The sequence below is a fragment of the Domibacillus enclensis genome (assembly GCF_900156125.1).
In the GTDB taxonomy this organism is placed as follows: Bacteria; Bacillota; Bacilli; order Bacillales; family Domibacillaceae; genus Domibacillus; species Domibacillus enclensis.
Genome location: NZ_FTLX01000003.1, coordinates 73,839 through 98,028, shown reverse-complemented (window position 1 = coordinate 98,028; position 24,190 = coordinate 73,839). Strand labels below are relative to the sequence as shown.

General features: G+C 47.6%; 27 protein-coding genes and 2 riboswitches. Of the genes, 8 read left to right on the top strand and 19 right to left on the bottom strand.

Annotated elements, in window-relative coordinates; all coding sequences use genetic code 11:
- Window positions 1-145: 145 nt before the first annotated feature.
- The gene (locus tag BW952_RS07240; protein WP_045851529.1) at window positions 146-1,717 is read right to left on the bottom strand and encodes a peptide chain release factor 3; all 1,572 of its coding nucleotides are present in this window, start codon (window positions 1,715-1,717) and stop codon (window positions 146-148) included.
- 171 nt (window positions 1,718-1,888) lie between these two features.
- Between BW952_RS07240 and BW952_RS07235 the strand changes: the two genes are divergently transcribed.
- From BW952_RS07235 to BW952_RS07225, 3 genes are all read left to right on the top strand, one after another.
- Window positions 1,889-3,106, top strand: a complete 1,218-nt coding sequence (locus BW952_RS07235) for a NupC/NupG family nucleoside CNT transporter (protein ID WP_045851530.1) — start codon at window positions 1,889-1,891, stop codon at window positions 3,104-3,106.
- A 142-nt stretch (window positions 3,107-3,248) separates the two neighbouring features.
- Window positions 3,249-3,677 (top strand): OsmC family protein, encoded by a 429-nt coding sequence (locus BW952_RS07230; RefSeq protein WP_052698485.1) that lies wholly within the window; start codon window positions 3,249-3,251, stop codon window positions 3,675-3,677.
- A 153-nt stretch (window positions 3,678-3,830) separates the two neighbouring features.
- Entirely contained in the window at window positions 3,831-4,082 is a 252-nt protein-coding gene (locus BW952_RS07225) for a GlsB/YeaQ/YmgE family stress response membrane protein (RefSeq protein WP_045851531.1), read from the top strand.
- A 62-nt stretch (window positions 4,083-4,144) separates the two neighbouring features.
- Here BW952_RS07225 and metC read toward each other — a convergent pair whose 3' ends face one another.
- The 5 genes from metC to BW952_RS07200 form a co-directional block, all read right to left on the bottom strand.
- Window positions 4,145-5,290, bottom strand: coding sequence for a cystathionine beta-lyase (gene metC, locus BW952_RS07220; protein ID WP_045851532.1), 1,146 nt, complete (start codon window positions 5,288-5,290; stop codon window positions 4,145-4,147).
- Between the two features lie 5 nt (window positions 5,291-5,295).
- Window positions 5,296-6,396: a methionine biosynthesis PLP-dependent protein gene (locus BW952_RS07215; RefSeq protein ID WP_045851533.1), complete on the bottom strand. Its 1,101-nt coding sequence runs from the start codon at window positions 6,394-6,396 to the stop codon at window positions 5,296-5,298.
- Between the two features lie 63 nt (window positions 6,397-6,459).
- Window positions 6,460-6,567, bottom strand: a riboswitch (SAM riboswitch).
- Window positions 6,568-6,625: 58 nt separating this feature from the next.
- A complete protein-coding gene (locus BW952_RS07210; protein ID WP_045851534.1) occupies window positions 6,626-7,621 on the bottom strand; it encodes an aliphatic sulfonate ABC transporter substrate-binding protein in 996 nt (331 codons plus the stop codon).
- A gap of 13 nt (window positions 7,622-7,634) precedes the next feature.
- Window positions 7,635-8,393: an ABC transporter permease gene (locus BW952_RS07205; RefSeq protein WP_045851535.1), complete on the bottom strand. Its 759-nt coding sequence runs from the start codon at window positions 8,391-8,393 to the stop codon at window positions 7,635-7,637.
- On the bottom strand, window positions 8,377-9,162 hold the full coding sequence (locus BW952_RS07200) for an ABC transporter ATP-binding protein (RefSeq protein WP_045851536.1): 786 nt from the start codon (window positions 9,160-9,162) through the stop codon (window positions 8,377-8,379). Before BW952_RS07200 ends, BW952_RS07205 begins: the two co-directional genes overlap by 17 nt.
- 247 nt (window positions 9,163-9,409) lie before the next feature.
- Between BW952_RS07200 and BW952_RS07195 the strand changes: the two genes are divergently transcribed.
- Complete coding sequence (locus tag BW952_RS07195) at window positions 9,410-10,669, top strand: NAD(P)-dependent malic enzyme (RefSeq protein ID WP_045851537.1); 1,260 nt, start codon at window positions 9,410-9,412, stop codon at window positions 10,667-10,669.
- 219 nt (window positions 10,670-10,888) lie between these two features.
- The gene (locus tag BW952_RS07190) at window positions 10,889-11,164 is read left to right on the top strand and encodes a hypothetical protein (RefSeq protein WP_045851538.1); all 276 of its coding nucleotides are present in this window, start codon (window positions 10,889-10,891) and stop codon (window positions 11,162-11,164) included.
- 23 nt (window positions 11,165-11,187) lie between these two features.
- On the opposite strand, the gene BW952_RS07185 is transcribed toward BW952_RS07190, so the two are convergent.
- From BW952_RS07185 to BW952_RS07150, 7 genes are all read right to left on the bottom strand, one after another.
- Window positions 11,188-11,703 carry a divergent PAP2 family protein gene (locus tag BW952_RS07185; protein WP_045851539.1) on the bottom strand — a complete coding sequence of 172 codons (516 nt, stop codon included), beginning with the start codon at window positions 11,701-11,703 and terminating at the stop codon, window positions 11,188-11,190.
- Window positions 11,704-11,785: 82 nt separating this feature from the next.
- Window positions 11,786-12,688, bottom strand: coding sequence for a diacylglycerol/lipid kinase family protein (locus BW952_RS07180; protein WP_045851540.1), 903 nt, complete (start codon window positions 12,686-12,688; stop codon window positions 11,786-11,788).
- A 759-nt stretch (window positions 12,689-13,447) separates the two neighbouring features.
- Window positions 13,448-14,077, bottom strand: coding sequence for a thiamine phosphate synthase (gene thiE, locus BW952_RS07170; protein ID WP_045851585.1), 630 nt, complete (start codon window positions 14,075-14,077; stop codon window positions 13,448-13,450).
- Window positions 14,077-14,880: a bifunctional hydroxymethylpyrimidine kinase/phosphomethylpyrimidine kinase gene (thiD, locus tag BW952_RS07165; protein WP_045851586.1), complete on the bottom strand. Its 804-nt coding sequence runs from the start codon at window positions 14,878-14,880 to the stop codon at window positions 14,077-14,079. The genes thiE and thiD overlap by 1 nt, the downstream gene beginning before the upstream one ends.
- The gene (gene thiM, locus BW952_RS07160; RefSeq protein WP_045851587.1) at window positions 14,877-15,680 is read right to left on the bottom strand and encodes a hydroxyethylthiazole kinase; all 804 of its coding nucleotides are present in this window, start codon (window positions 15,678-15,680) and stop codon (window positions 14,877-14,879) included. The genes thiD and thiM overlap by 4 nt, the downstream gene beginning before the upstream one ends.
- Window positions 15,681-15,705: 25 nt before the next feature.
- Window positions 15,706-16,194 carry an energy coupling factor transporter S component ThiW gene (thiW, locus tag BW952_RS07155; RefSeq protein ID WP_082084643.1) on the bottom strand — a complete coding sequence of 163 codons (489 nt, stop codon included), beginning with the start codon at window positions 16,192-16,194 and terminating at the stop codon, window positions 15,706-15,708.
- 58 nt (window positions 16,195-16,252) lie between these two features.
- Window positions 16,253-16,354, bottom strand: a riboswitch (TPP riboswitch).
- Window positions 16,355-16,449: 95 nt separating this feature from the next.
- Window positions 16,450-16,887, bottom strand: coding sequence for a peptidylprolyl isomerase (locus BW952_RS07150; protein ID WP_045851589.1), 438 nt, complete (start codon window positions 16,885-16,887; stop codon window positions 16,450-16,452).
- 151 nt (window positions 16,888-17,038) lie between these two features.
- Between BW952_RS07150 and BW952_RS07145 the strand changes: the two genes are divergently transcribed.
- Window positions 17,039-18,736 carry an AAA family ATPase gene (locus BW952_RS07145; RefSeq protein WP_045851590.1) on the top strand — a complete coding sequence of 566 codons (1,698 nt, stop codon included), beginning with the start codon at window positions 17,039-17,041 and terminating at the stop codon, window positions 18,734-18,736.
- Window positions 18,737-18,774: 38 nt separating this feature from the next.
- Here BW952_RS07145 and BW952_RS07140 read toward each other — a convergent pair whose 3' ends face one another.
- The 3 genes from BW952_RS07140 to BW952_RS07130 form a co-directional block, all read right to left on the bottom strand.
- Window positions 18,775-19,497, bottom strand: a complete 723-nt coding sequence (locus BW952_RS07140) for an amino acid ABC transporter ATP-binding protein (RefSeq protein ID WP_045851591.1) — start codon at window positions 19,495-19,497, stop codon at window positions 18,775-18,777.
- Window positions 19,484-20,149 carry an amino acid ABC transporter permease gene (locus tag BW952_RS07135; RefSeq protein ID WP_045851592.1) on the bottom strand — a complete coding sequence of 222 codons (666 nt, stop codon included), beginning with the start codon at window positions 20,147-20,149 and terminating at the stop codon, window positions 19,484-19,486. The genes BW952_RS07140 and BW952_RS07135 overlap by 14 nt, the downstream gene beginning before the upstream one ends.
- A gap of 62 nt (window positions 20,150-20,211) precedes the next feature.
- Window positions 20,212-21,033 carry a basic amino acid ABC transporter substrate-binding protein gene (locus BW952_RS07130; protein ID WP_045851593.1) on the bottom strand — a complete coding sequence of 274 codons (822 nt, stop codon included), beginning with the start codon at window positions 21,031-21,033 and terminating at the stop codon, window positions 20,212-20,214.
- Between the two features lie 215 nt (window positions 21,034-21,248).
- On the opposite strand from BW952_RS07130, the gene BW952_RS07125 reads away from it, so the two are divergent.
- Together BW952_RS07125 and BW952_RS07120 are read left to right on the top strand one after the other, a co-directional pair.
- A complete protein-coding gene (locus BW952_RS07125; protein ID WP_045851594.1) occupies window positions 21,249-21,620 on the top strand; it encodes a carboxymuconolactone decarboxylase family protein in 372 nt (123 codons plus the stop codon).
- 92 nt (window positions 21,621-21,712) lie between these two features.
- Complete coding sequence (locus BW952_RS07120; RefSeq protein ID WP_045851595.1) at window positions 21,713-22,192, top strand: hypothetical protein; 480 nt, start codon at window positions 21,713-21,715, stop codon at window positions 22,190-22,192.
- Between the two features lie 149 nt (window positions 22,193-22,341).
- On the opposite strand, the gene BW952_RS07115 is transcribed toward BW952_RS07120, so the two are convergent.
- From BW952_RS07115 to BW952_RS07105, 3 genes are read right to left on the bottom strand one after another with little or no spacing between them, the layout of a single operon-like run.
- Window positions 22,342-22,671: a 2Fe-2S iron-sulfur cluster-binding protein gene (locus BW952_RS07115; RefSeq protein ID WP_052698487.1), complete on the bottom strand. Its 330-nt coding sequence runs from the start codon at window positions 22,669-22,671 to the stop codon at window positions 22,342-22,344.
- A gap of 43 nt (window positions 22,672-22,714) precedes the next feature.
- A complete protein-coding gene (locus tag BW952_RS07110; RefSeq protein WP_045851597.1) occupies window positions 22,715-23,569 on the bottom strand; it encodes a family 1 encapsulin nanocompartment shell protein in 855 nt (284 codons plus the stop codon).
- An 18-nt stretch (window positions 23,570-23,587) separates the two neighbouring features.
- Window positions 23,588-24,160 (bottom strand): IMEF encapsulin system ferritin-like cargo protein, encoded by a 573-nt coding sequence (locus tag BW952_RS07105; RefSeq protein WP_045851598.1) that lies wholly within the window; start codon window positions 24,158-24,160, stop codon window positions 23,588-23,590.
- Window positions 24,161-24,190: the final 30 nt, after the last annotated feature.

Here is a 24,190-nt window from a genome sequence, read left to right as displayed (position 1 = left end):
CTCCTTTAATTTCCCGAAATAGCTATTCCTTAACTATACCGAATGTCAGCGTCACTGACCAAAATGAACGCTTTTTCCCTAGAAAAAAAGAAGCTTCTCCGAAAAGAAGCCCCTTCATTATTATGTTGCAAAAAGATCTTGCTGGTTAGCCGATCAAATTATACAAGCGGATGTTTTCGTGCTTGTCCTGGAACCAGCGCAGGGCGAAGTCGTTTTCAAACAGAAAGACAAGCTTGCCGTGGCGGTCGCGGACGAGTGTGCTGCGTGACGATGACATCGCATCTGTAATGTCTTCTTCGTTTTCAACCCAGCGGGCAATTTTTTGTCCGATCGGCTCCATGCGAACCTCAGAGTTATATTCACCGCTCATCCGGTGCTCAAACACCTCAAACTGAAGCTGGCCGACTGCACCCAAAATGTACTCCTCGGTCCGGACGGTTTTATACATTTGAATAGCGCCTTCCTGCACGAGCTGCTCGATTCCTTTATGAAAGCTTTTTTGTTTCATAACGTTTTTCGCCGCCACCTTCACAAACAGCTCCGGTGTAAACTGCGGCAGCTTTTCGAATTGAAAAATCGGCTTGCCGCCTGTCAGCGTATCCCCTATTTGATACGTTCCGGTATCGTAAAGGCCGATGATGTCCCCGCTGACTGCTTCATTTACGGTACTCCGGTCATCGGCAAGAAACTGGGTAGACTGCGATACTTTCGTTGTTTTCCCGGTTCTTGCTAATGTTACCGCCATGCCGCGCTCGAACTTGCCTGAGCAGATGCGGAGAAACGCAATGCGGTCACGATGGGCCGGATTCATATTTGCTTGAATTTTAAAGATAAAACCGGAAAACTGTTCGTTTAACGGATCGATTTCGCCCGTGTCTGCCTGGCGCGGCTGCGGCGCCGGTGCGAACTCCAAATACGTTTCTAAAAATGTTTGAACGCCGAAGTTTGTCAGCGCACTTCCGAAAAACACAGGAGACAGCTCGCCTGAATTAATTTTCTCACGGGAAAAGTCGTTGCCTGCTTCGTTCAGGAGAAGAATGTCATCCATTGCTTCTGTGTAAAGCGACGACTCCTTAATCGGATGATCGACTGCAATATGGCCCTCTTCGTCCAGCGGCAAAAACCGGTCCGCTTCTTCTGTGCGGAACTGCTCTACCCGTTTGTTGTAGCGATCATAAATGCCGAAAAATTCCTTCCCCATCCCAATCGGCCAGTTCATTGGATACGACTGGATGCCGAGCACTTCCTCAAGCTCCTCAAGCAGCTCTAATGGCAGCTTCCCCTGGCGATCAAGCTTATTAATAAAGGTGAAAATCGGAATGCCGCGCATCCGGCACACTTTAAACAGCTTCAGCGTCTGTGCCTCGATTCCTTTTGCCGCATCGACAATCATGACGGCGCTGTCGACAGCCATCAGCGTACGGTACGTATCCTCTGAAAAGTCCTGGTGACCCGGTGTATCGAGAATGTTTACATTGTAGCCTTCATACGCAAACTGCATCACAGAGGATGTTACAGAAATCCCCCGCTGCTTTTCAATTTCCATCCAATCCGATGTCGCAAATTTGCCTGATTTCTTTCCTTTTACGGTTCCAGCGTCACGAATGGCGCCTCCGAACAGAAGCAGTTTTTCTGTCATCGTTGTTTTACCGGCATCCGGATGGGAGATAATCGCGAATGTCCGTCTTGATAATACCTCTTCTTTAAATGAAGTCATTCTTTTCTTCCTTTCTTTCCTTACACGTTTATATTCTGTTGATTCAGATAACATATATAAGTAAGTATTATTTTAATTTTACGTCTTTTTTCAAACAGTTGAAGAGCCGACGGTGTTAATTATAAACTAGTCAGATGAGGATGTGTAACTAAAATTGAAGGAGTGAGTGAAATGACATTCGTGTGGGGACTTTTCGGCATTGCAGTCGTTCTTGGTATCGGTTTCCTTTTTTCTACAAATAGAAAGCGCATTAACTGGCGTACCGTACTTGGAGGTCTTGCTTTTCAGCTTATTTTCGCTTTTATTGTACTGAAATGGGATTTTGGCCAAAAAATGATGCTGAAGCTGACCGAAGTGGTGAACGCGATCATCAGCTATGCCAATGAAGGCATTAATTTTTTATTCGGCGGTCTTTATTCAGAGCAGTCCGGAATTACGTATGTATTCGCATTAAACGTATTGCCTGTTGTGATCTTTTTTTCAGCGCTTATATCGGTTTTGTACTATTTAAAAATTATGCAGTTTTTCATCAAGCTGATCGGCGGCGCTCTTTCTACGTTGCTTGGCACGCGGAAAGCGGAGTCCATGTCGGCGGCAGCGAATATTTTTGTCGGACAGACGGAAGCGCCGCTCGTCATTAAGCCGTATATTGCCCGAATGACTGAATCCGAGCTGTTTGCGGTCATGACAGGCGGTCTTGCATCGGTTGCAGGCTCTGTGCTCGTCGGCTATTCCCTTCTCGGTGTGCCGCTTGAATATTTGCTTGCGGCAAGCTTTATGGCGGCACCTGCAGGTCTTGTGATGGCGAAACTGTTCGTTCCGGAAACGTCTGATGATCCGGAGCCCGCCGAATTCAAAATGGAATCGGACGAGGATGCAGCAAATGTGATCGACGCAGCTGCTAAAGGCGCCGGAGTCGGCTTGCAGCTGGCGCTGAACATTGGTGCCATGCTTCTTGCCTTTATCGCCATTGTTGCGATGATCAACGGCTTGCTCGGCTTTATCGGCGGCTTGTTTGGATTCGGCCAGCTGTCGCTTGAGCTAATTCTCGGCTACCTGTTTGCCCCTCTTGCTTTTGCGATCGGTGTCCCGTGGAACGAAGCCGTTACAGCCGGAAATTTCATCGGACAAAAGCTCGTGATTAACGAATTTGTGGCATACTCTAATTTTGCTCCAGAAATCGGCAATTTATCCGACAAAACAGTGGCGGTTTTAAGCTTTGCGCTTTGCGGCTTCGCTAACATTTCCTCCCTGGCGATCTTGCTTGGCGGCCTCGGGAACCTGGCGCCAACACGCCGAAACGATATTGCCCGCCTTGGCGTAAAGGCAGTGATCGCTGGTGCGCTCGCATCCCTTCTCAGCGCGGCCATCGCCGGCATGCTCATTTAATCAGCGAATTGCAGAAGTGGCCATGACCGGTCGCTTCTTTTTTTTCAGCCACTACAGAAGCGCTTCTCCCTTAGTTTGAGCATGTCGAATCAGGGGAAGAAAGATAAAGATAAAAAAAGAACCTGATAAGGAGCGATTGTGGATGGAGCCAGTATACAGTGTAACGGTGAATGCCAAAGGCGGACGGGAAGGCAGTGTATTTACAGAGGAAGGCCCGCTTCAGCTTGACGTAACGACTCCGGCTATTTTAGGCGGGAAAGGCCAGCTTCGTACAAACTATCTTGAGTTATTCGGTGCTTCCATTGCGGCCTGTTATCAAAATGCCGTTCAGCAGGCGGCCGGCATTGACGATCATGTGGAGGAAGCATTTGCAGATGTAGCCGCACAAGTGGACGTTTTGAAAGACCCTGAGCGAGGCGGTCATCGCCTTCATGTCATGCTTCATGTGAAATTTTACGGCGGCCGTTTTAACGAGCTGCTGGATCAGCGTGTGATTGATGAGGCAAGTGGACTTTGCCCGCTCATAAAAGCGCTCGAAGGCGAATGTGATTTTTCAATCCGGAAATACTAAGAAAGGGCTTCGGCTCTTTCTTTTTTTATATATTTAAATTGCCGGAATATTTTAAATTCATTTTTATTAACTTTTATGGTTTTATATTGCGGTTATCGGGAATACATAAACCATCAAGGCATTACAAATTATATTTTTAGGAGGAAACACATTATGGGATTCATTATTTTCTTAATTGTCGGTGGGATCATCGGCTGGCTTGCAGGACTTATTCTAGGTAAGGATGTTCCAGGCGGAATCATCGGCAACATCATCGCAGGTATTATCGGTGCTTGGATCGGCGGCGCTCTTCTTGGTGACATGGGTCCGACAATCGGCGGCATGGCGATTATTCCAGCATTAATCGGTGCAGTTATTCTTGTTGCGATCGTTAGCTTTATCCTTAAAAAAATGCGCCACGCGTAATCAATCGAATGACTTGATACAAAAAACGGAACGACTGCCTCTTTTGCAGTCGCTCCGTTTTTTTATTTTTGAAAGGCTTGCTCAAAGTCACGGATAAGGTCATCAGGTGATTCCAGTCCAACAGACAAACGCAGCAACCCATTTGTAATGCCCCGTTTGTTCCGTTCCGCGTCCGGCATAGCCGCATGAGACATTTTTGGCGGATACGACAAAATAGATTCAACTGCTCCAAGGCTGACCGCAAAAACAGGGATTTGTACAGCCGCACTGAATCTGCGCACGGCATCCTCACCTTCAAGTTCAAACGATAAAACAGCGCCGCCTCCTGCTGCCTGGCGGAAATGAATGGCATGGCCGGGATGATCCGCGAGCCCAGGGTAATACACATTTTTCACTTTCGAATGAGCCGCTAAATAATGAGCAATTTCAGCTGCTCCTTTTTGCGACTGCTCCATGCGCACCGACAGCGTTTTTAATCCCCGCAGTACAAGCCAGCAGTCCTGTACACCAAGAACCGCACCGAATGAGTTTTGAAGCGTATATAGTTTTGCCGCAAGCTCTTCATCCTTTGCGACAGCAAGACCTGCAAGCACGTCACTATGACCGGACAAAAACTTCGTTGCGCTATGCAGGACCAGGTCCACACCAAACTCAATCGGCCGCTGCAAATATGGCGTTAAAAACGTGTTATCCAAAAAAGTCAGGCAGTCATTCGCCCTCGCCAGTTTCACGATGCCGTCAATGTCTGTCACCTTCAGCAGCGGATTAGACGGCGTTTCCATATAAATGACCTTCGTATTCGGCTGGATCGCTTTTGCAACGGCGTCCAGATCGGTCATATCAACAAATGTGTGCTCGATGCCGAAACGGTTTAAAACCGATGTCACCATCCGGAAGGTGCCGCCGTACACATCCTCTGTTACTACGACGTGGTCTCCCTTTGACAGGAGGAGAAAGGCAGTGGAAATTGCCGCCATGCCTGACGCAAACGCGAAGCCGCGTACACCGCCTTCAAGCTCTGCGATTGCGGTCTCAAGCGCCTCTCGTGTCGGATTGCCAGACCGGCTGTAATCATACTCACCGAACGAATCAAAATCCGCCTGATGAAACGTGGACGCATGCTGAATTGGCACACTGACCGCCCCAGTCGCCCGATCAAATTTATGTTCATTGTGAAGCAGTCTTGTCTGGAATGTATAGTGGCTCATGCTTTTCACCCTTTCATTTTGTCGAATGCCTGCGAAAGATCTGCGATTAAATCGTCTGCGTGCTCAATGCCAATGGAGAAGCGAAGCAGCCGGTTACAGACACCGTTCGCGATTCGAATGTCCTCCGGTATATCCATGTGCGTCTGGGTGGCCGGATACGTAATAAAGCTTTCAACCCCGCCAAGGCTTTCCGCGAACGAAACAAGCTGCATATGCTGCAAAAATCCGTTTACCCAGTTTTCATCATGGAGACGGAAAGACAGCATGCCGCCCTGTCCAGGATATAAAACGTCTAAAATATCCTCATGCTGTTCAAGAAACGCGGCAATCCTTTGCCCGTTTTCAGTATGCTGCTTCATGCGCAGGCTCAATGTTTTCATGCCACGCGCCAGCAGCCACGAGTCAAACGGCGACAGCACTGCACCAATAGCATTTTGAAATTCAAACACTTTCGCTGACAGCTCTTCTCCTTTCACCGCAATTAATCCGGCCAATACGTCATTATGTCCACCTAAATACTTTGTTGCACTGTGAAGGACAATATCTGCCCCCTGCTCGATCGGGCGCTGCAGCACCGGTGTGTAGAACGTATTATCCACTATAAGAATCAAGTGGTGTTTTTTCGCAAACGCCGCTACTTCTTCAATGTTTGTTTCGTTCATAAGCGGATTGGTCGGTGTTTCAAGAAAAATGGCTTTCGTTTTATCGGTGACCTTTTTTTCTGTTTCGTCAAGCTGTTCAAAGCTTTCGTATGTAAAATCAAGACCGAATTTTTTCCAGCCCTTTTCAAACAAACGGTACGTGCCTCCGTACAAATCCGCCGATACTAAAAAGTGATCTCCTGGTTCAAACAGTGACAACAGTGTGTGAATCGCTGCCATGCCGGAAGAAAAGGCAAAGCCCGCGTCTGCTCCTTCTAGATCTGCAATCGCCTTTTCCACTACTTCGCGGGTCGGATTGCCTGTCCGGACGTAATCATACCCCGTTGACATGCCGATTCCTTCGTGGCGGTAAGCCGTTGAAAAGTAAACGGGCGGGTTCACAGTGCCTGTTGGATTATCCGTCCGGTTGCCGATTTGGGCAAGCTTCGTTTCAATATTCGTCATCTCAATCGCTCCTTTATAATAAAAAAACAAGCCTCCATGGAAGAAGGCTTGTTTTTACACTTCTTCTCATCTTCCGGACGGTGTCAGCCCGCTGGATTTAGCACCTTTGCCTTTGTCAGGCCGGTTGCTGAAGCATCATCGGGCCAGTCCCTCCGCTTCTCTTGATAAGGTTTGTTTAGTTGGTCTTATTTTTTAAATGTACAGGAAAAACGGAAACCTGACAACCTTTTTATTGAACAAACTGCTGGTCAATTAACGCTGTAAAGTCTGGCTGTTCCTTTAAAAATTTCAAATCATAAGATGAATTCGCAAATTCCTGAACAACTTCTTCGTTAATATCCGCTGTGTAGGTGATTCGCTCCCACGCACTGTCCACAACGTCTTTCGGAAGCTCCTGCTTCGTTGTTTCTTTAATATCCGCAATCGTCAGCTCTTTTGTTTCATCTGGATTGCTATTAATGAACTCGATCGCTTTTTGGTGCGCACTGACAATCGATTGAACCATTTCCGGATTTTCCTCCACTAATGTACCGTTCGTGGCAAGAACAGAATTCGGCAATGTCGTGCCGTATGAGATTTCCGTACTGTCGACAACAATCTTCGCATTTTCTTCTTTGACTAAAAGAGAGCCCCACGGTTCCGGTACAGCCGCTAAATCCACTTTTCCTGACTCAAACAGCCCCGCATACTGCGCCGGCTTTCCTGTCGTATGCTTTAGTGTGCCGCCAATTCGATTGGATTCGATGCCATAGTCACTAATGAACGTTTCCATTTGAACATCGTGTGTGCAGCCGACACCGGGCGTAATGAACGTTTTCCCTTCGAAGTCCTCCACTGTTTCAATGCCGCTTCCGTCCCGGGCTACGATAACAGTGCCGCCGGATGAACTGCCAGCGACCACTTTGACATCTGCGCCGTTTGTGAAATTATTCATCACAGGACCGGGCCCTACAAGTCCCGCATCGACATCGCCGGTTTTCAGCGCCACCATAAACGCGCCGCCATCCGGGAATGTTTTATATTCAACGTCATATTGATCGCCTAATGCCTCTTCGTAATACCCTTTTTCTTTCGCTACGATAGCCGGTACGTGGTCAAGGTTTGGAAAATAACCGATAACTACTTTTTCTTTTCCGTCTGCTCCTTCTTCACCTGATCCGCAGGCAGACAGCCCAATCGCCGCAGCTGCTGCAAGGATCGCTGCTTTCCACTTTTTCTTTTTCACCTTTATGTCCCCCTTAATTCGTTTCAAGTCCCCAGCGCTTCATGACGTTTCGTTCCACACGCTGGAATAAAAGCAAATCGACAATCGAGCCGATCACACCGATCAAAATCATGACGGCAATCACCAGGCTCATATCGCCGAAATCAGACGCGTACTTCAGCGTATACCCGAGCCCTGGACCCGTGCTTAAAATTTCAGCGGCCATTAGTGCCCGCCACGCAAATGCCCATGCCAGCCGCATTCCCGTCACCGCGTACGGCACCGAGGCCGGCAAAATGACGCGGATAAATTGGTCGATTCCTTTTGAACCCATTGTTTCTGCCGCTCGGATGTAGAGCGGCGGCACGTTTTTAATACCCATTCGCATGTTGATCGTCATGACGAGCGTACCGCCAAGAACGACGATGAAAATAACGGCTTTTTCATTTAATCCGAACCACATAATCGCAAGCGGAAGCCAAACGATGCTCGGCACGCTTTGAAGAGCCAATATGAGTGCACCTAATGTATCATCCGCTGTTTTAGACTTGGCAAGCAAAATACCAAGAGCAGTTCCGAGTGCCAGTGAAATCACAAGGCCAATGAATAAACGCGTAAAGCTTGCTTGCAAATCGTACACCAATGTCCGGTCTGAAAAACCCCGCTTCATGGCTTCCCATACATCTGTCGGCTTTGGCATCACGTCCGGTGTCCAGCCACCTGCCCGTACAATCAATTCCCAAGCAATCACTAACCCAACGAAAAAAACAAGCTGCTTACCGATTCTCTGCATATGACAATTCCTCTTTTACGACTTTATCGATTTCTTCTTTTAACAAATGATTAATCTGCTTTTCTAATTGGATCGTTTCCGGGGCATCAAACCGGCGCGGCCTCGGGAGTGTAACAGGGATATCAGCGATAATCCGGCCCGGCCGTGTTCCCATGACAATAATCCGTTCGGACAGCTTAATCGACTCCGAAATGCTGTGCGTAACAAACAGCACTGTTTTTTTCGTGTCCAGCCAAATTCGTTCCAATTCACCGTGCATCCGCGTCCGGGTTTGTTCATCAAGCGCACCAAAGGGTTCATCCATTAACAGCACCTTCGGATCCATCGTAAACGCACGGGCAATGGCTACACGCTGCTGCATGCCGCCCGACAGTTCGTGCGGGTAGTGCTTTCCATAGTTTGAAAGCTGCACCATTTGTAAATAATGTTTGGCTTTTTGAAGTGCTTCTTGCTTGTTCATTTCTTTCTTAAAGGGAAACATGACATTTTCCTCTACATTCAGCCATGGAAACAGCGCTGACTGCTGAAACACCATGCCCCGGTCCTTTCCTGGCTTTTGAATCGGCTGTCCGTCCAGCATAATAGTGCCGCTAGTCGGTTTTACAAGACCCGCCACCATTGATAGCAGGGTGGATTTCCCACATCCGGATGGACCAAGAATGGAAATAAACTCTCCTTCTTTAACAGAAACCGACACATGATCCAGCACCGTATTTGTGACTTTATTGTTTGTATATTGTTTATTTACATCGTTAATTTGCAGAAGCATGAACAGATCACCTACTTATTATATAATCCTTATTTGTTAAATCGGATTTATTTGTATTATAAGTTATTCCAATAGAATGTCAACACCATTTTCCGGGACATTTTTCGCCCGATTCTATTTACATTCATTTAAAAAGGCGATACAATACAAAAGTAAATTTTCAGAAAATTCACTTGCCATCCGTCCATCTGTATTATATTATACATAACAAATACATCTGTTATATAACAGAGAAAAGAGGCCTTCATTGAGTTCATTTAAACAATCTGCTTTAGATCTTCACCGTCGCTACCAGGGAAAACTGGAAACAACAGCAAAAATGTCTGTTACCGATGCGAACGACCTTAGTCTGGTATACTCGCCTGGCGTTGCAGAGCCATGTCTGGCAATTCATTCAAATCGCCAGGACATGTACGACTACACGATGAAAGCAAATACGGTAGCTGTTGTGTCAGACGGCTCAGCCGTGCTAGGCCTTGGAGATATCGGGGCCGATGCGTCCCTGCCTGTTATGGAAGGAAAAGCGATTTTATTCAAAAATTTTGGCGGGGTCGATGCTTTTCCAATCTGCATTAATACAAATGATATTGAAGACATTATCAAAACCGTTAAATTAACGGCTTCTTCCTTTGGAGGCATCAACCTGGAGGACATTAAAGCACCCAATTGCTTTATTATTGAAGAGCGGTTGAAAAAAGAAATGGACATCCCCGTTTTTCATGATGATCAGCACGGGACGGCTATCGTCACAGCAGCCGGCTTGATCAATGCGCTGAAAATGGTCGGAAAAACATTCGCAGAGCTAAAGGTTGTCATGAATGGAGCCGGCGCTGCAGGTGTGGCCATCGCCAAGCTCCTTTATCAATTCGGTGTGAAAGACATTGTGATGTGTGATACAAAAGGAGCGATTTATAAAGGGCGGACAGAAGGCATGAATCCGGTAAAAGAAGATATCGCTGCTCTGACCAATCCTGATCGAATGAAAGGGCCGCTTAAAGAAGCTATTAAAAACAGCGATGTCTTTATCGGCGTTTCTGTTGCCGGTGCATTGACGCCAGCCATGATCCAAACGATGAACAGCGATCCGATTGTTTTTGCGATGGCCAATCCAAACCCTGAAATTTTGCCAGAAGAAGCGAAAAAAGCAGGAGTTCGTATTATCGGCACAGGCCGGTCCGACTTCCCGAATCAAGTAAACAACGTCCTGGCTTTCCCGGGCATTTTCCGCGGTGCACTTGACACACAAGCATCGGACATCAATGAGGAAATGAAAATGGCGGCTGCTCATGCCATTGCTTCGTTAATAGACGATGAACATCGGACAGAAGAGTACATTATTCCATCTGCCTTTGACCCTCGGGTAGCGCCGGAAGTGGCCGCTGCGGTTGCCCAGGCTGCGATGGATTCAGGTGTTGCGAGAAAACAAGTAGCCATAGAAGAAATCCGCCAGAAAACGATTCAGCTTGCTTCATTAAAGTCAGGTAGCGAGCCCGTAACAGTTCGATAACAACGGCTTCTTCTCAGCCTGCTCGATGACCATAAAAGCCCGGAACAAAACTTTTCTTGTATTGTTCCGGGTTTTTTATGCATAAAAAAATGTTTAAAGCATAACCTAAAAAGGAATTGTAAATAAATATCGTGTAAGTATTAAAGTTTTGTAAATTTTATGTTAAGATATATGTGTAACTATTGACAAATAGGAAACGGAGGAAGGAGTGAATGAGCTATGACAGTAGCTGAATTTTACGGAGGAGTCGAGTATTCTGTCACGCAATTCGCGGTACAGCTTACAAACGAAATTGAGGAGAAAATCGCTAAGCGCGACTTGTTTTACGAAGATCAAATTATCCGCTACATTGAACGCCGCGCAACACTTTTCATCCAATCATTGACCCTCACGCCGGCCGTCTCAGCGGTTATGAAAAAAGAAGTGGCTGCCCACGTTCTTTACAAGCTGAAACCGGTCATGAAACATCAAATCGTATTCCAAATTGCAAAGTAAAAAGCACCCGTCGCGGGTGCTTTTTATTGTTCGTGCATCTGCTCGATTGAAAGGCGCTGTTCTGACCGCCTGACGCCATCCTCTATTTTAGCAGACGCCACGCCGAGCAAGATACCGAGCAGCGCACCCGCACCCACTTCAACAGGCTGATGGCCGAGCAATTCTTTCAGTTCTTTTTCACGCTGTACATACTCAAAGCTCGGGAATTCGCCTGAAAACTTCGCGATATTATCCTCCAGATCATTCACAAGCTGGGCAATCTCACCTGTATGACGACGAATTCCCTGCGCATCATACATGACAATAACGCCAAAAACAGTGGCAAGTGACGTTTCTGTATGGCGCCATCCTTTATTCGCCGCTACATACGAAGCAAGAGCAGCCACACCCGCTGAATGGGAGCTTGGCATGCCGCCAGTTGTAAATGCCTGCTTCCAGTCCCACTCCCCGCTCACTTTCTTGTGCGTGACGATCTTTAAGCCTTGCGCAATGCCAATTGCTGATAATGCCGTTAAAATACCCCGGTTCATTTTATCCATGTCTATTCCTCCACTTTGCTGACTGTATGGTCCTCTCCATTTCATACCCCAAATGAAGAATCTTTATGCAAAAATCTGCTGCTTATTTCGCGGAAATAAGGAGTTTCACAGCTTTTTCATGAAGGGAAATGACCGCTGGTGTTGTCCCGATTGACTCGCCATCTATCATAACGGAAACAGGACGGCTTGTTTGAATACGGATTTGTTTTCCTTTTTTATACGTCACCCCTGTACGCAATACCGGCTTGCCTTTCATTAACATTGGAAACAAACGAAAAAGCAGATTGCTTCGCTTAACCGTGTGGACCATCGTCACATCAGCAACCCCATCTATTGGATGTGCATACGGACAAATGACAAGCCCACCGCCGTAAAGTGTTGTATTCCCACACGCAATCATCCACGTCCGATCTGATACATATTGATCGCCATCGATCGTCACGGTGCTTTTAAATGGCTTATAGCGTAAAATCTCCTCCAGCGCGCTAATCTTATAGGAAAGGCCTCCTGCATAAAGCTTATTAAGAGGCTTTTTATAAAACGCTCCGGCTGCTCTCACTGCAATTTCGGCATCCAGTCCGATGCCGGAAACCGTTAAGCCGAAGCTGTTGTTCACTTTTAGCACATCGATTCGTTTCGTTTCTCCTGAGATGAGCTTTTCAGCAAAAAGGTGCGGATCTCTCGTCAGGCCGAACATGCGGGCAATGTCATTGCCGGAGCCTGCTGGCAGCAGTGCGATCGCTGTGTCTGAATGAACGACATCCTGAAGCACCGCGTTAAAGGTGCCATCTCCGCCGATCACACCAACTGCCTTCACACGTCCTTTTTGTAATTGCTCCCAGACAAACTGGCGGGCCGCCGCTTCCGATCCGCCGATCAACGCTTCATATCGAACGTTTTTCTTGATGATTCTTTTCTCCACTTGCTCCCATAGCGATACAGCCCTGCCGTTTCCCGAGGATGGGTTCACGATAAACACATACATTGCTTCACCCTGCCTTGTCTTTTCGCATTTTCTTTCATCATACCATGAAAAAAGTCCTGGTGGTTTTCAAAAAAAAGACCGCACTTGTTCAAGCATGGTCTACATAGTGTTGAAAAACAAACTGGTCAAGAGAGAACGGATGTTTTTTAGGGATTATTTCCTTTTTTCCTTAGCAAAAAATAGGCTATTTTTCTAGAAAAGAACATTCAGGGGCTCCGGGCTGCCGGCTCCGCTTTTCTGCGAAGCAGGCGGTGAGCTAGTCTTTGTCGCTGGCGCGCCAAAGCCGGATCTCACCTGCCCGCCAGTTTCGCGGAAGTCTACGCCGGCCTCCCTCCGCCCGAAGTGGTTCTAAAGGAACGGAGTGAATGACTGACGGCTATTCTTGAAAACGTTTGACATCAAGAGGAAGCCCGCTTTTCCTATATAATGAAGATTAGAGGGTTCTCATCGCTTTCTTTCCACTCAGAACCATTTCCATTTTTGGTTTTGCAATCTGCTTTTCCTCCCCACTAGGGCGGCTGGCGCAGGACGAAGACTCGGGAGGGATCAGCGGGGCAGGTGAGATCCACTTTTGGAGCAAAGCGACAAAAGTTAGCTCACCGTCCGCCCCTCCGAACGCGAAGTCCTGCAGAAGCCGCCCGGACTGTGTTCGCGCAAGCACATTAACTTTGAAAAAGAGAAAATGTCACCTACTTTTCATTGACACATCCTTTTTTCAACAACATGAAGACCGCACTTGTTCAAGCGCGGTCTAATTGTTTATTTACATGTTTCAACAAATCGTGCAGCTGCTGCTTCAGGGGATTTGGCCATGCTGATGGCGGTTATAACCGACACACCGTCCGCTCCGGCTTTCATCACCTCTGCCGCGTTTTGGACTGTAATGCCGCCGATTCCGACGATCGGGAATGATGGCTGCTGATTCTTCATTTGCTGTATCAAGACCGTACCGGCTACAGGCCGGGTATCCAATTTTGTTGCGGTCGGGTAAACAGGGCCTGTCCCAACGTAATCAGCCCCATCTGCCACCGCTTTTTCAAATTCCTCCATCGTATGGACAGACACGCCAACGATGCCACCCTTGATTTTTTCACGCACGACGGAAGCCGCTTCATCCTCTTGCCCAATATGCACACCATCCGCTTCTATTTCCACAGCGAGATCGATGTCGTCATTCACGATAAAGGGAATGTCAGCACTTCGGCAAATAGACTGCAGCTTTAAGGCGAGTGCTTTCTTTTCCTCCCCTGTTTTCGCATTTGCTCCTTTTTCACGAAACTGGAACATCGTGATGCCGCCTTTAATGGCTTCTTGAAGTATTTGTTCAATCGGTTTAAGGCAATTAGTCGTACCCGCAATAAAGTACACGGCCAGCTGTTCGCTGTTCATCAGCACCCACCCCGCTGACGGTACGCCCAGTGATTGGTTGGTCCGTGTCCTTGGCCGATATGAAGACCATCCTCGATCGCTGCCTGAATAAACTGCTTGGCCGTTTCAGCAGCCGTTCGAACAGAAGCGCCTTTTGCAATGGCTGCTGTCATGGCTGCCGAAAAGGTGCAGCCCGTCCCGTGTGTATCCTTTGTATCGATTCGCGTGCCCGTAAAGGTGTGAAAAGCGGAGCCGTCATATAATAAATCGACTGTCTTTGCCCCTTTGTCATGACCGCCCTTGATCAGCACATTTTTCACCCCTAATGATGCAATCGCTATAGCCGCTTCTTTTTTATCCGCTTCGGACTGGATGCTCATCCCGGTAAGCACTTCTGCTTCTGGAATATTCGGTGTAACGACCAGTGCGATTGGAAGAAGAACCTGCTTCAGCGCTTCCGTTGCTTCCTCCTGCAAAAGAGAAGCGCCTCCCTTCGCAATCATGACGGGGTCCACAATTACGTTCTCGCATTGGTGCTCCTTCAATTTACGGGCGGCTGCTTCAATAATATCTGCTGAAAACAGCATGCCTGTTTTCACCGCATCCACGCCAATATCAGATAAAACCACATCTATTTGCTGTTCGACTGCTTTGGCCGTCATCGGATAAACGCCGTGGACACCAAGCGTATTTTGAGCCGTGACCGCAGTTACGGCTGACATGCCAAACACCCCAAGCTCCTGAAATGTTTTTAAGTCCGCCTGGATGCCTGCTCCGCCTCCGCTGTCTGACCCTGCAATCGTTAACGCTCTGCGAACACTCATTGTAACACCTCGATTCGCCCACTAGCTTCCACTTCAGTGCGGGCTGTTTGATGAAGCTCGTTGATGAATTGAACAGCAAAGGTTCCCGGCTGCTCCTGACCCGATACAGCTGCTGCTCGTTCCGCTGCTACGCCGTAAAAAGAAAGAGCCGCAGCTGATGCTTTGGCATAGTTTTTTTCAACCGCACAAAAAGCGGCGATCACTGAGCCGAGCAGGCATCCTGTTCCAGTCACTTTCGTTAAGATCGATGAACCATTTTGAACCGCGTAGCTATGCTTCCCAGCTACTACATCTTCCTTGCCGGTGATCACGCACGTTAAGCCGAGCAAATCGGATGCTTCCTTTGCCAGCCCCCGAATTTCTTCGTGACCCCCGCCATCCACTCCTTTTACTTGTACGGCACGGCCGCATAACACAGCGACTTCTCCTGCATTCCCACGCAAAACGTCCACTTTCACTTCCTTTAAAATGCGTTTTGCACTTTCAGTCCGGTACGGCGTGGCTCCTGCTCCAACGGGATCAAACAAAACTGGAATCCCTTTTTCATTGGCCGCCTTCCCTGCCAAAATCATCGCTTCTACTTTCGCGGCTGTCAGTGTGCCGATATTCAGGACAACCGCACCTGCGATACTCGCCATATCCGCTGCTTCTTCTACAGCGTCCGCCATGACTGGCGAAGCCCCGAGAGCAAGCAGTCCATTGGCTGTGAAGTTCGTCACGACAGTATTCGTTAAATTATGAATAAGCGGCTTTTCAGCCCGGACCTTTTCTAAAAGGTCTGCTGTAAATTGATGAGTCACTTGCGTTCTCCCCTTCTCTTTTTGATTAAATGGATTTTACTGCTCGTGTTTTCGCAATCCGGACCGCTAGAAGCAGGCCGAGAATCGCTCCTGTTATACTGCTGATCAGAAAAGCGGGCATAAAGGCGAGCGCGGCTGCATTCATGCCAAGAAAGAGGTTCGCGACCGGCACCGATACGAGCGAGGCTATGACGCCTGTCCCGATCATTTCACCCAGCGCTGCAGCTGATGGCGACTTCCACTTTTTATAAACGTACCCGGCTAACAGCGCACCGATCATACTTCCCGGAAAAGCGAGAATGGTTCCGATGCCCAGCAGGTTGCGGACCGCTGCAATTAAAAACGCAATGACAACGGCCGGTCCCGGACCCAGCAAAATCGCTGCCATCACATTAATCGCATGCTGAACCGGAAATGCTTTCGCTGCGCCTGCCGGAAACCAAATAAAGGTGGCGCCAAGAACCCCGATCGCCGCAAACAAAGCCATGACCGCCATTTTTTTCGGCGTAAACAAATTGAATTCCTCCTTCACGCGAAAAAGACGAATCAGCAATACGCTGATTCGTCTTTTTCGTCAGTGATTGCTACTTCCCTCCGCCGGTATGATCCGGATCAGGTCGTTGGAGTTGAAGAACACCTCTTCTCTCAGCCCGAAGGCACCCCCAGTAGTCTTTTTTTAAATTGTCTGCTTTATTTTCACACAATTGGCTTCGAATCGTCAACTGTTCACGCAAAAAAAGACCGGCTATGTATCGCCGGTCCTGCTTCATTACGCTTCGAATACTTCTACTTTTTCCATCGTATCGCCGTTTTGCATCGATTTTACTGCTTCAATGCCTGACGTTACCTGTCCAAACACTGTGTGAACACCGTTTAAATGCGGCTGTGGCTCATGAACGATGAAGAACTGGCTTCCACCTGTATCTTTTCCGGCATGCGCCATCGAAAGAGAACCTTCCTGATGCGTATGAGGATTGCCCGCTGTTTCACATTTTATGGTGTAACCAGGTCCACCCATACCAGTACCCGTTGGATCGCCGCCCTGACTTACAAAGCCCGGAATAACACGGTGAAACACAACACCATTGTAAAAGCCTTCGTTTGCTAATTTTTCAAAGTTTTCAACTGTGCCTGGTGCTGCTTCAGGGAACAGGTCAAATTCGATTTTTGCTCCGTCTTTCATTTGGATATAGCCTTTTTTCGCCAAAATAATCGCTCCTTTAATTTTACTCCTTCTTATCATACCACGCACCTTCCGTTTTTAAAACAACGATGCACCCCGGGAAAGTATTCCGCTTTCATCTCTATATCATTTCTTCTATAATATGAATAAGAGAATACGAGGGAGTGTGATGAATATGGCAACACGTCCCGGACTGTGGTGGAAAGCAGCTGCCCTGTTGCTGGTAGCAGCAGCGAGCGTTTTCTGGTACGTACAGGATGCAAATAAAACAACGGTCATCCCTTTTTCCTCTGTAGAGGAGATTATTCAAGAAGAAAATGGACGGCTCGTTACGCTTGAAGAACACCGTGACGGCGAGCTTCACGTGTTCACCCAAAACGGTGAATATACATCCTTTATTTCCCCTGACAGCGACGCGGTGGATCGCTTGAATGAAACGTATAATATCCGCTATGAATATGTTGCTTCGGAAGCGTATGAAAACTGGGTGTTAATCGGTCTGCTATTGCTCGCGGCTGGCATCGGTTTTTATTTTTACCGCAAAAAAGGCGGCATTGGCGTTGCACATTCAATGAAAAACAGCTTGTCGCAGGCGCGCCCCCTTCCCGATATTACACTAGAGGATGTTGGGGGCTTGTCTGACGAAATGAAGGAAGACATTTTGCAAACGCTGTCGATTTTAAAAGAAAAGGATCTTTCTACCCGTCTCGGCATCGAACCGCCGCGCGGCATCCTTCTATACGGACCGCCTGGCACAGGGAAAACCTTGCTCGCACAGGCGATGGCCCGTGAAATTGGCGCTTCATTCTTTTCGTCCAGCGGTTCTGCTTTTACTGAATTGTTCGTTGGTGTCGGTGCTTCTCGTGTAAGAAGCTTGTTCAAAGAAGCCCGTAAGCAAAAGCCCGCTGTTATTTTTATTGACGAGGTCGATGCGTTAGCCGGCAGACGAAAAGCACAGGGCGGCGAGGAAGGAGAAAAAACACTGACGGAGCTGCTCGTTCAGCTCGATGGCGGCCACGATAATGATGGCGTTCTGTTTATTGCCGCGACCAACCGACGGGATATGCTCGATGAAGCGTTTCTTCGTCCCGGCCGTGTCGATTTCTCCTTTCATGTAACGCTTCCTGATGCAAAGGGAAGAAAAGAGATTATTGATATACACGCAAAAGGACGGAATCTAACCGATAACGCCTCCGCTATGCTTCATGATTTAGCGGAATCGACCGTCGGCTTTTCCGGAGCAGAATTATCGGCGCTCTTTGAAACCGCAAGCCGAAGCGCCATCCGCAGCGGCCGTGATACGATCGAGAAAAAGGATTTTGATTATGCACTGGACCGGACCATTCTCGGGACCACAACGAGACCGCTCGCAGATCCTGCCACAAAACGGCGGGTCGCGATCCACGAAGCAGGCCATGCGCTTGTTGCCGCTTTAACAAAGCCCGGCTCCGTCCGAAAGGCAACGATCATCCCACGCGGGCAGGCACTAGGCTATGTGGCGCCGGTGCCAAAAGAATTGCACCTGTCCACAGCGAGCGAGCTCATTGATCAGGTGGCCATGATCTTGTCTGGCGGCGTGGCAGAACGTCTTTATCTTGGCGAGCATTCCATCGGGGTAAGCGGCGATGTCCAGCAGGCGAAGCAGATTTTAGAACGGATGGTGGATACCGGCATCTTCCAGGATCGCTTTTCGTTGACATTCCGCCAGTCTGATAAGGAAACAAAAATGAATGAGCTGTTTGAGGTCGCTTTGGAGCGGTCAGAAACGCTAATCGAAGAAAACCGTGATGCGTTTGACCGTCTCGTTGAAGACCTAATGAGAAAAGAAACACTCGACGGCGCTGAAGTCGAATCACTGATTCACGAAGCATAAAAGGCTGCCCCCATCGCCGGGGGCAGCCTTTCTTTTCATTACAGTACTTTGCTCAGGAATGATTTTGTCCGTTCATGCTGCGGAGCATCGAATAGTGCTTTCGGTTCGTTTTGCTCCACAATGTACCCATTATCCATAAAGATGACGCGGTCACCGACTTCACGGGCAAAGCCCATTTCATGCGTCACGACGATCATCGTCATGCCGTCTTTGGCCAGCTGCTTCATCACTTCCAGCACTTCCCCAACCATTTCCGGATCGAGCGCCGATGTCGGTTCGTCAAACAGCATCACTTTCGGCTCCATTGCCAGCGCGCGGGCAATCGCCACACGCTGCTTTTGGCCGCCGGATAATGAATCCGGATAAGCAGCGGCTTTTTCAGCCAGCCCGACTTTCGCAAGCAGCGTACGGGCTTTTTCTTCTGCTTCTGCTTTTTTCAATCCCCGTACATTCATAGGGGCAAGGGTAATGTTTTCTAGAATAGTTTTATGTGGAAATAAATTAAAGTGCTGAAACACCATGCCGACATCCGTACGCACTTCATTGATGTTTGTTTTTTTATCGGTTAAATCTTTTCCATCAATAAGGACCTGGCCCCCGTTTACTTCTTCCAGCATATTCAGGCATCTGATAAACGTTGATTTTCCTGATCCGGATGGACCAATAACGACAACCACTTCCTGAGTGGAAACATGGAGTGAAATATCCTTCAGCACTTCATTATCGCCGAACGATTTTTTTAAATTTTTAACGTTGATCATCGGTGTTTAATCTCCTTTCAACGTAGTTCATCAAATACGTCAGTGACAGCGTCAGCACAAGGTAAATGAGCGCGACCGTAATATACGGCTCCCAGACCCGGATGTACTGCCCGGCAGCGGCACGTCCCCAGTACATAAGCTCTGGTGCTGCTAAGACGGACCCAAGTGACGACTCTTTTAAAAGAACGATAAATTCATTGCCAAGCGGCGGAATCACTCGTTTTACTGCCTGAGGCAAAATAACAAGCTTCATCGCTTGAACGCGTGTCATTCCGAGCGATCTGGCTGCTTCCATCTGTCCTCTATCAATAGACTGAATGCCCGCACGGAAAATTTCCGCAATGTAGGCGGCCGCATTTAAGGAAAGACCAATCACCAGGGAAACGAGCGGATTCGATGGCGACATAAACAATGGAACGACGCCAAAGTGAATGATCAGAAGCTGCACCAGTAACGGCGTTCCTCTGAAAATATTAATGTATATATTGAACGGAAGACGAATCCACCTGTTCGATGACATTTTGCCAAGCGCAATAAAAAGACCTAATATTAGACCGATCAACACACCGGCAAGAGATACACCAATGGTAATGCCCATTCCTTTTAGAAAAAACGGCATATAATCCGTGACAATATCAAAACGAAAATCCATGTTGCTGCTCCTTTCTGTCCAAAAAAACGACTGTCCGCTAAACGTTGGACAGCCGTTTCATCTTATTGTGCTGCTTGCTTTAACGCTTCCATATCCGGCTCTTCTTCGAACCATTTTTCATAAATCTCAGCATATGTGCCGTTTTCATAAAGCGCATTTAACGCTTCATCAAATTCGGCTTTGTATTCGCTGCCTTTCGGGAATGCGATGCCGTAGAATTCCGGCACAAACTGCTCATCCGTGATCGTTTCAACACCAGCATCCGGATTGGATTTCGCATATTCAACAGCTACAGCAATGTCCGTCACAACAGCTTCAACATCCCCGCTTTGAAGAGCCTGGAACATTAATGCCGCTGTTTCATACTTGGAAATCGAGCTGTCATTTTGGCCGATAATGGATTCAGCCGCAAATTGACCCGTCGTTCCGTTTTGAACGCCCACTTTTTTGCCTTTTAAATCGTCAGCAGACGCAATCTCCGCCCCTTCTTTATAGGCGATCATCGTTACAGATTCAAAATAAGGAGCTGAAAAGTCATACGTTTCTTTCCGCTCTTCTGTGATCGTGATTCCTGACATCCCGATATCAAGCTGCCCGCTTTGAAGGCCTGCAAGCATTGCGTCCCAGCCGGTATTTTGAATATCCACTTCGTAGCCCGCTTCTTCCGCTGCTGCATTTAAAAGGTCAACATCGAAACCGGACACTTCGCCTTTATCCATAAATTCAAATGGCGCAAAGGTTGCTTCCGTTCCGACGTTTAATACTTTTTTATCTTCTGAGCCCGAGCCTGTACCCGCTTCTTCTTCTCCGCCGCCGCATGCTGCTAAAAGAAGCGCACTGCTTGCGATGATGGCCGCAGCTGCCTTTTTAATTGAATAGGTCATTGTAAAAACCCCTTTAAATTTTTTGTATAGTAAGATAATAACCCTTTCCTACTAAAAACTCAATCCTTTTTAACAGAAAAATTTATTTTTATGCATTGATATTCACTAAAAAACGACCTTTTTTGTATTTTATTGCATGAAAGTGAATACATTTTGCATAATGAAGGAATTTTCTGAATAATGAAGAATATACATTTTAGAAGGAGGAATATTATATGAACCGATTTGAAAAAGGGTTAGATGTGTTTAGTGAGTATATGGACGATGGATGGGAAAAGCCTAAAAACGGACAAATGGAAGATCCGCTTGATTCCGTGGCACCCGATTTCCGCCGGTGGATTATTGAAGCATACGGCGAAATCTACGGGCGTCCCCACCTTGATAAAAAGGAACGGGCGCTGATTGTCATCGCATCGCTTGTGACTCAAGGAGCTCATACGCAGCTCGCTACTCATATTAAACGAGGCCTGAACGCCGGATTAACAAAAGAACAGCTTGCCGAATGCATCATTCAATGTTTGCCTTACAACGGATTTCCTCGTGTTCAGCAGGCGCTCGTCATTTTAAAACAAGTGATAGAAGAATAACATAGGCTGCCCTCTATGTGATTTTCTTGTTGACAATGATTCTCATTCCCTTTAAGATAAAGGTACAACGACGATGGAAAGAGGGACGCTTCATGAATGGAATGCTGCACGGACTCAAGGATATCCACATGGTCATTGCGAACAGCCGTAAGCTTGGCGGGGCCGCGGAAGCTGAGTCAATTACACTTTCATCCGGTGAGACATACACGAATCCGGTCTTTACAAATGTCGATTTGTCACAAGGAAAATATGTATCATTCAGCTTTGTTGCCGAAGACGGTGAAAATGTCACAGCTCACGTCGATCAGATCGGCATTATGCGGGGACTTCGCCATAAATTGATCTGTCAGCTTGAGAATGCTTCCGTTCGGGACATGATGACTGAAGAAACACTCCGTTACTTACGTAAGCTTTGTGAAGTAAACGAAGGATTCGTCACTCATTCCTTTAAAAAAGAAGCTTTGAAGCTTGTCCGGGATGTCAGCGTCGGCGAACTCGAAAAACGGCATGTTGACCTGCCCTTCGAGATTGAATCCAATGTCGTATCAATGAAAACGAAAAAATTTGCTTAATATCACATACAAGCCTTGTGTAAAGGCTTTTTTTTTATACAAAGAAACAGGACTGCCTATAAAGCAGTCCTGTTTCACTTTTAACAAACTCTCTTCACTACGGCGCAATTCGTTGTGAATTGCGCCGTCGCCGTGTTTTTTGGCAGGCGCTATTTAACCTGGCTCATAACGCTCTGGCAAGCGAGCCGTTTGGCTGATGAGCCGAGCTTTTTTTGTTCTGCCGTGTTTCGTGCAGACAGAAACTCCGCTCCGGCTACTACATCAACCGCGCACTGCCCGCATGTCCCTTTTCGGCATTTGTACTTCATATCACAGCCGTTCGCAAGCGCCGCATCAAGCAGCGTGCTGCCCGGCTTAACCGGAACAGAGCACGTTAAGCCCCCTTGCTGTATGCGAACAGCAGAAGCAGCAAGGGCAGGCTCTTCCTTTTTCTCCGGTTTAAAAGAGGGTACGGCTAGTTTATTTTCAGGGATAAACATGGTTTCCTGCCCAGGGATAAGGGAGCCGACCGACCACTTTTTCTTATTCATCGTCTTTCGGATCAGCGAATGTGCAGATCGCTGACGGTCGCTTAATGCGGAGAACAGCAGTTTCAAACACACGGAATGGATGATTCATGCCTTCTTCTCCAAGATAAGCGGTCTCAAAGTCTTCTGACACAGCCAAATCCAAATTATTGCGCCCTGTGTTAACGAGCACACCGGTTTTTCCTTTTAAAACAGGCGACTGGAATACACCGTCTGTGACAAGCTCACGCACATGCTCGATTTCAAGCACATTTGTATCGCGGTGCACACGGTGCAGGAGCGCATACAGTTCTGGTGACAGCACCAGGGCGTATGGGCCGTTATGATTCATTTCCATCAGCTTGCCCCGCGCTTCAACGACATCCTGGAAGGCTGTTCCGGATTCGTACCAGTTGCTGATCAAATGCGTCTGGCGCCCTTTTACATTCATTAGGCCGGGGATATCAAATTGCTGGGCCCCGTGAAAAATCATTTCGTCTTCTAGCAGCGCAACGTCACGGGCGGCGTTAGCCGCTGACGAGAAGTCCATTGGAATGTCCAGTGCTTTCGCCTGCTCAATATCCCGCCAGTATAAAACAAAATCCTTGTAAAGCATTGGAATTGTATAGTTGACGCGCTTGGCCGACTCAATCTCCGTGTCAAATGAACCTTGCAGATCCATGTGAGCGGCACTTTTTTCAGCAAAAATATCGGTATGAATGCTTTGAACACCACGGCCCAGCGGACCATATAATTCGATAAACCGGCGTCCCGTCAGCTGCTTTTTCGCTGCTTCAATAATAATTTGGTCAAGCTCATCGAAATCGGAAGCCGACAGCGGCGCATCCGGATATAAATGTAGTTTACTCATAAAAACTCCTCCTGCCTTTTACTTTGAAATAAGGGATCCTACGGTAAAGGACCGTTTTGCTTTTGCTGGCTTTGCGGGCTGTGCCGGTGCAGCATGCACGTGATGATCCAAATGATCGCCATGCTCATCATGATGCGCATGCGGATCTGAATAGCCCGTATCAAACCGCTCATTAATACCAGCCAGCTTTTCTTTTACAAACTGGTAGCTTTTATGGTTCGCACCGCGCATTTCAGACAGCTTCGCCTGCCGTTCCGCATCTTTAAACTGAAACAGCGCCAAATCCAAGTGCTCCACAAAATTGTGTAAGCCGAATTTCTCAAGATTCAATTCCTGCAGCAACCGGTTAAATGTATTATTAGATGGCGAAAAGTCTCCTCCCTTGCCGGCCTGAAACGTTTCGATTAACGGAATCATTTCAGCCAGGCGCGAAAGACGCTGCTCTTCTTCTTCGTAAATATGATGGTAATAAAGACGCTCATGATCATCCTTTGCATTGTTGATCACCGGGTCGAGCATGCCCATAAAGCTTTCAATATCTTTTTTGGTTCCCGTAAAGATATCGTAAAATTCGCTTAATTCCTCTTTCACAAGACGCACCTCCCATTTTCACTACTTTTA

Excerpts from the sequence above, each read along its gene's own strand:
- metC (WP_045851532.1), bottom strand. The coding sequence starts at position 5,290 with ATGAGCCACTATACATTCCAGACAAGACTGCTTCACAATGAACATAAA.
- BW952_RS07115 (WP_052698487.1), bottom strand. The coding sequence starts at position 22,671 with ATGTTTATCCCTGAAAATAAACTAGCCGTACCCTCTTTTAAACCGGAG.
- BW952_RS07125 (WP_045851594.1), top strand. The coding sequence starts at position 21,249 with ATGAACCGATTTGAAAAAGGGTTAGATGTGTTTAGTGAGTATATGGAC.
- thiD (WP_045851586.1), bottom strand. The coding sequence starts at position 14,880 with ATGAGTGTTCGCAGAGCGTTAACGATTGCAGGGTCAGACAGCGGAGGC.
- BW952_RS07110 (WP_045851597.1), bottom strand. The coding sequence starts at position 23,569 with ATGAGTAAACTACATTTATATCCGGATGCGCCGCTGTCGGCTTCCGAT.
- BW952_RS07120 (WP_045851595.1), top strand. The coding sequence starts at position 21,713 with ATGAATGGAATGCTGCACGGACTCAAGGATATCCACATGGTCATTGCG.
- BW952_RS07205 (WP_045851535.1), bottom strand. The coding sequence starts at position 8,393 with ATGCAGAGAATCGGTAAGCAGCTTGTTTTTTTCGTTGGGTTAGTGATT.
- BW952_RS07190 (WP_045851538.1), top strand. The coding sequence starts at position 10,889 with ATGACAGTAGCTGAATTTTACGGAGGAGTCGAGTATTCTGTCACGCAA.
- BW952_RS07185 (WP_045851539.1), bottom strand. The coding sequence starts at position 11,703 with ATGGATAAAATGAACCGGGGTATTTTAACGGCATTATCAGCAATTGGC.
- BW952_RS07235 (WP_045851530.1), top strand. The coding sequence starts at position 1,889 with ATGACATTCGTGTGGGGACTTTTCGGCATTGCAGTCGTTCTTGGTATC.
- thiE (WP_045851585.1), bottom strand. The coding sequence starts at position 14,077 with ATGAACAGCGAACAGCTGGCCGTGTACTTTATTGCGGGTACGACTAAT.
- BW952_RS07135 (WP_045851592.1), bottom strand. The coding sequence starts at position 20,149 with ATGGATTTTCGTTTTGATATTGTCACGGATTATATGCCGTTTTTTCTA.
- BW952_RS07240 (WP_045851529.1), bottom strand. The coding sequence starts at position 1,717 with ATGACTTCATTTAAAGAAGAGGTATTATCAAGACGGACATTCGCGATT.
- BW952_RS07230 (WP_052698485.1), top strand. The coding sequence starts at position 3,249 with ATGGAGCCAGTATACAGTGTAACGGTGAATGCCAAAGGCGGACGGGAA.
- BW952_RS07130 (WP_045851593.1), bottom strand. The coding sequence starts at position 21,033 with ATGACCTATTCAATTAAAAAGGCAGCTGCGGCCATCATCGCAAGCAGT.
- BW952_RS07200 (WP_045851536.1), bottom strand. The coding sequence starts at position 9,162 with ATGCTTCTGCAAATTAACGATGTAAATAAACAATATACAAACAATAAA.
- BW952_RS07145 (WP_045851590.1), top strand. The coding sequence starts at position 17,039 with ATGGCAACACGTCCCGGACTGTGGTGGAAAGCAGCTGCCCTGTTGCTG.
- BW952_RS07215 (WP_045851533.1), bottom strand. The coding sequence starts at position 6,396 with ATGACGAATATTGAAACGAAGCTTGCCCAAATCGGCAACCGGACGGAT.
- BW952_RS07180 (WP_045851540.1), bottom strand. The coding sequence starts at position 12,688 with ATGTATGTGTTTATCGTGAACCCATCCTCGGGAAACGGCAGGGCTGTA.
- BW952_RS07225 (WP_045851531.1), top strand. The coding sequence starts at position 3,831 with ATGGGATTCATTATTTTCTTAATTGTCGGTGGGATCATCGGCTGGCTT.
- BW952_RS07140 (WP_045851591.1), bottom strand. The coding sequence starts at position 19,497 with ATGATCAACGTTAAAAATTTAAAAAAATCGTTCGGCGATAATGAAGTG.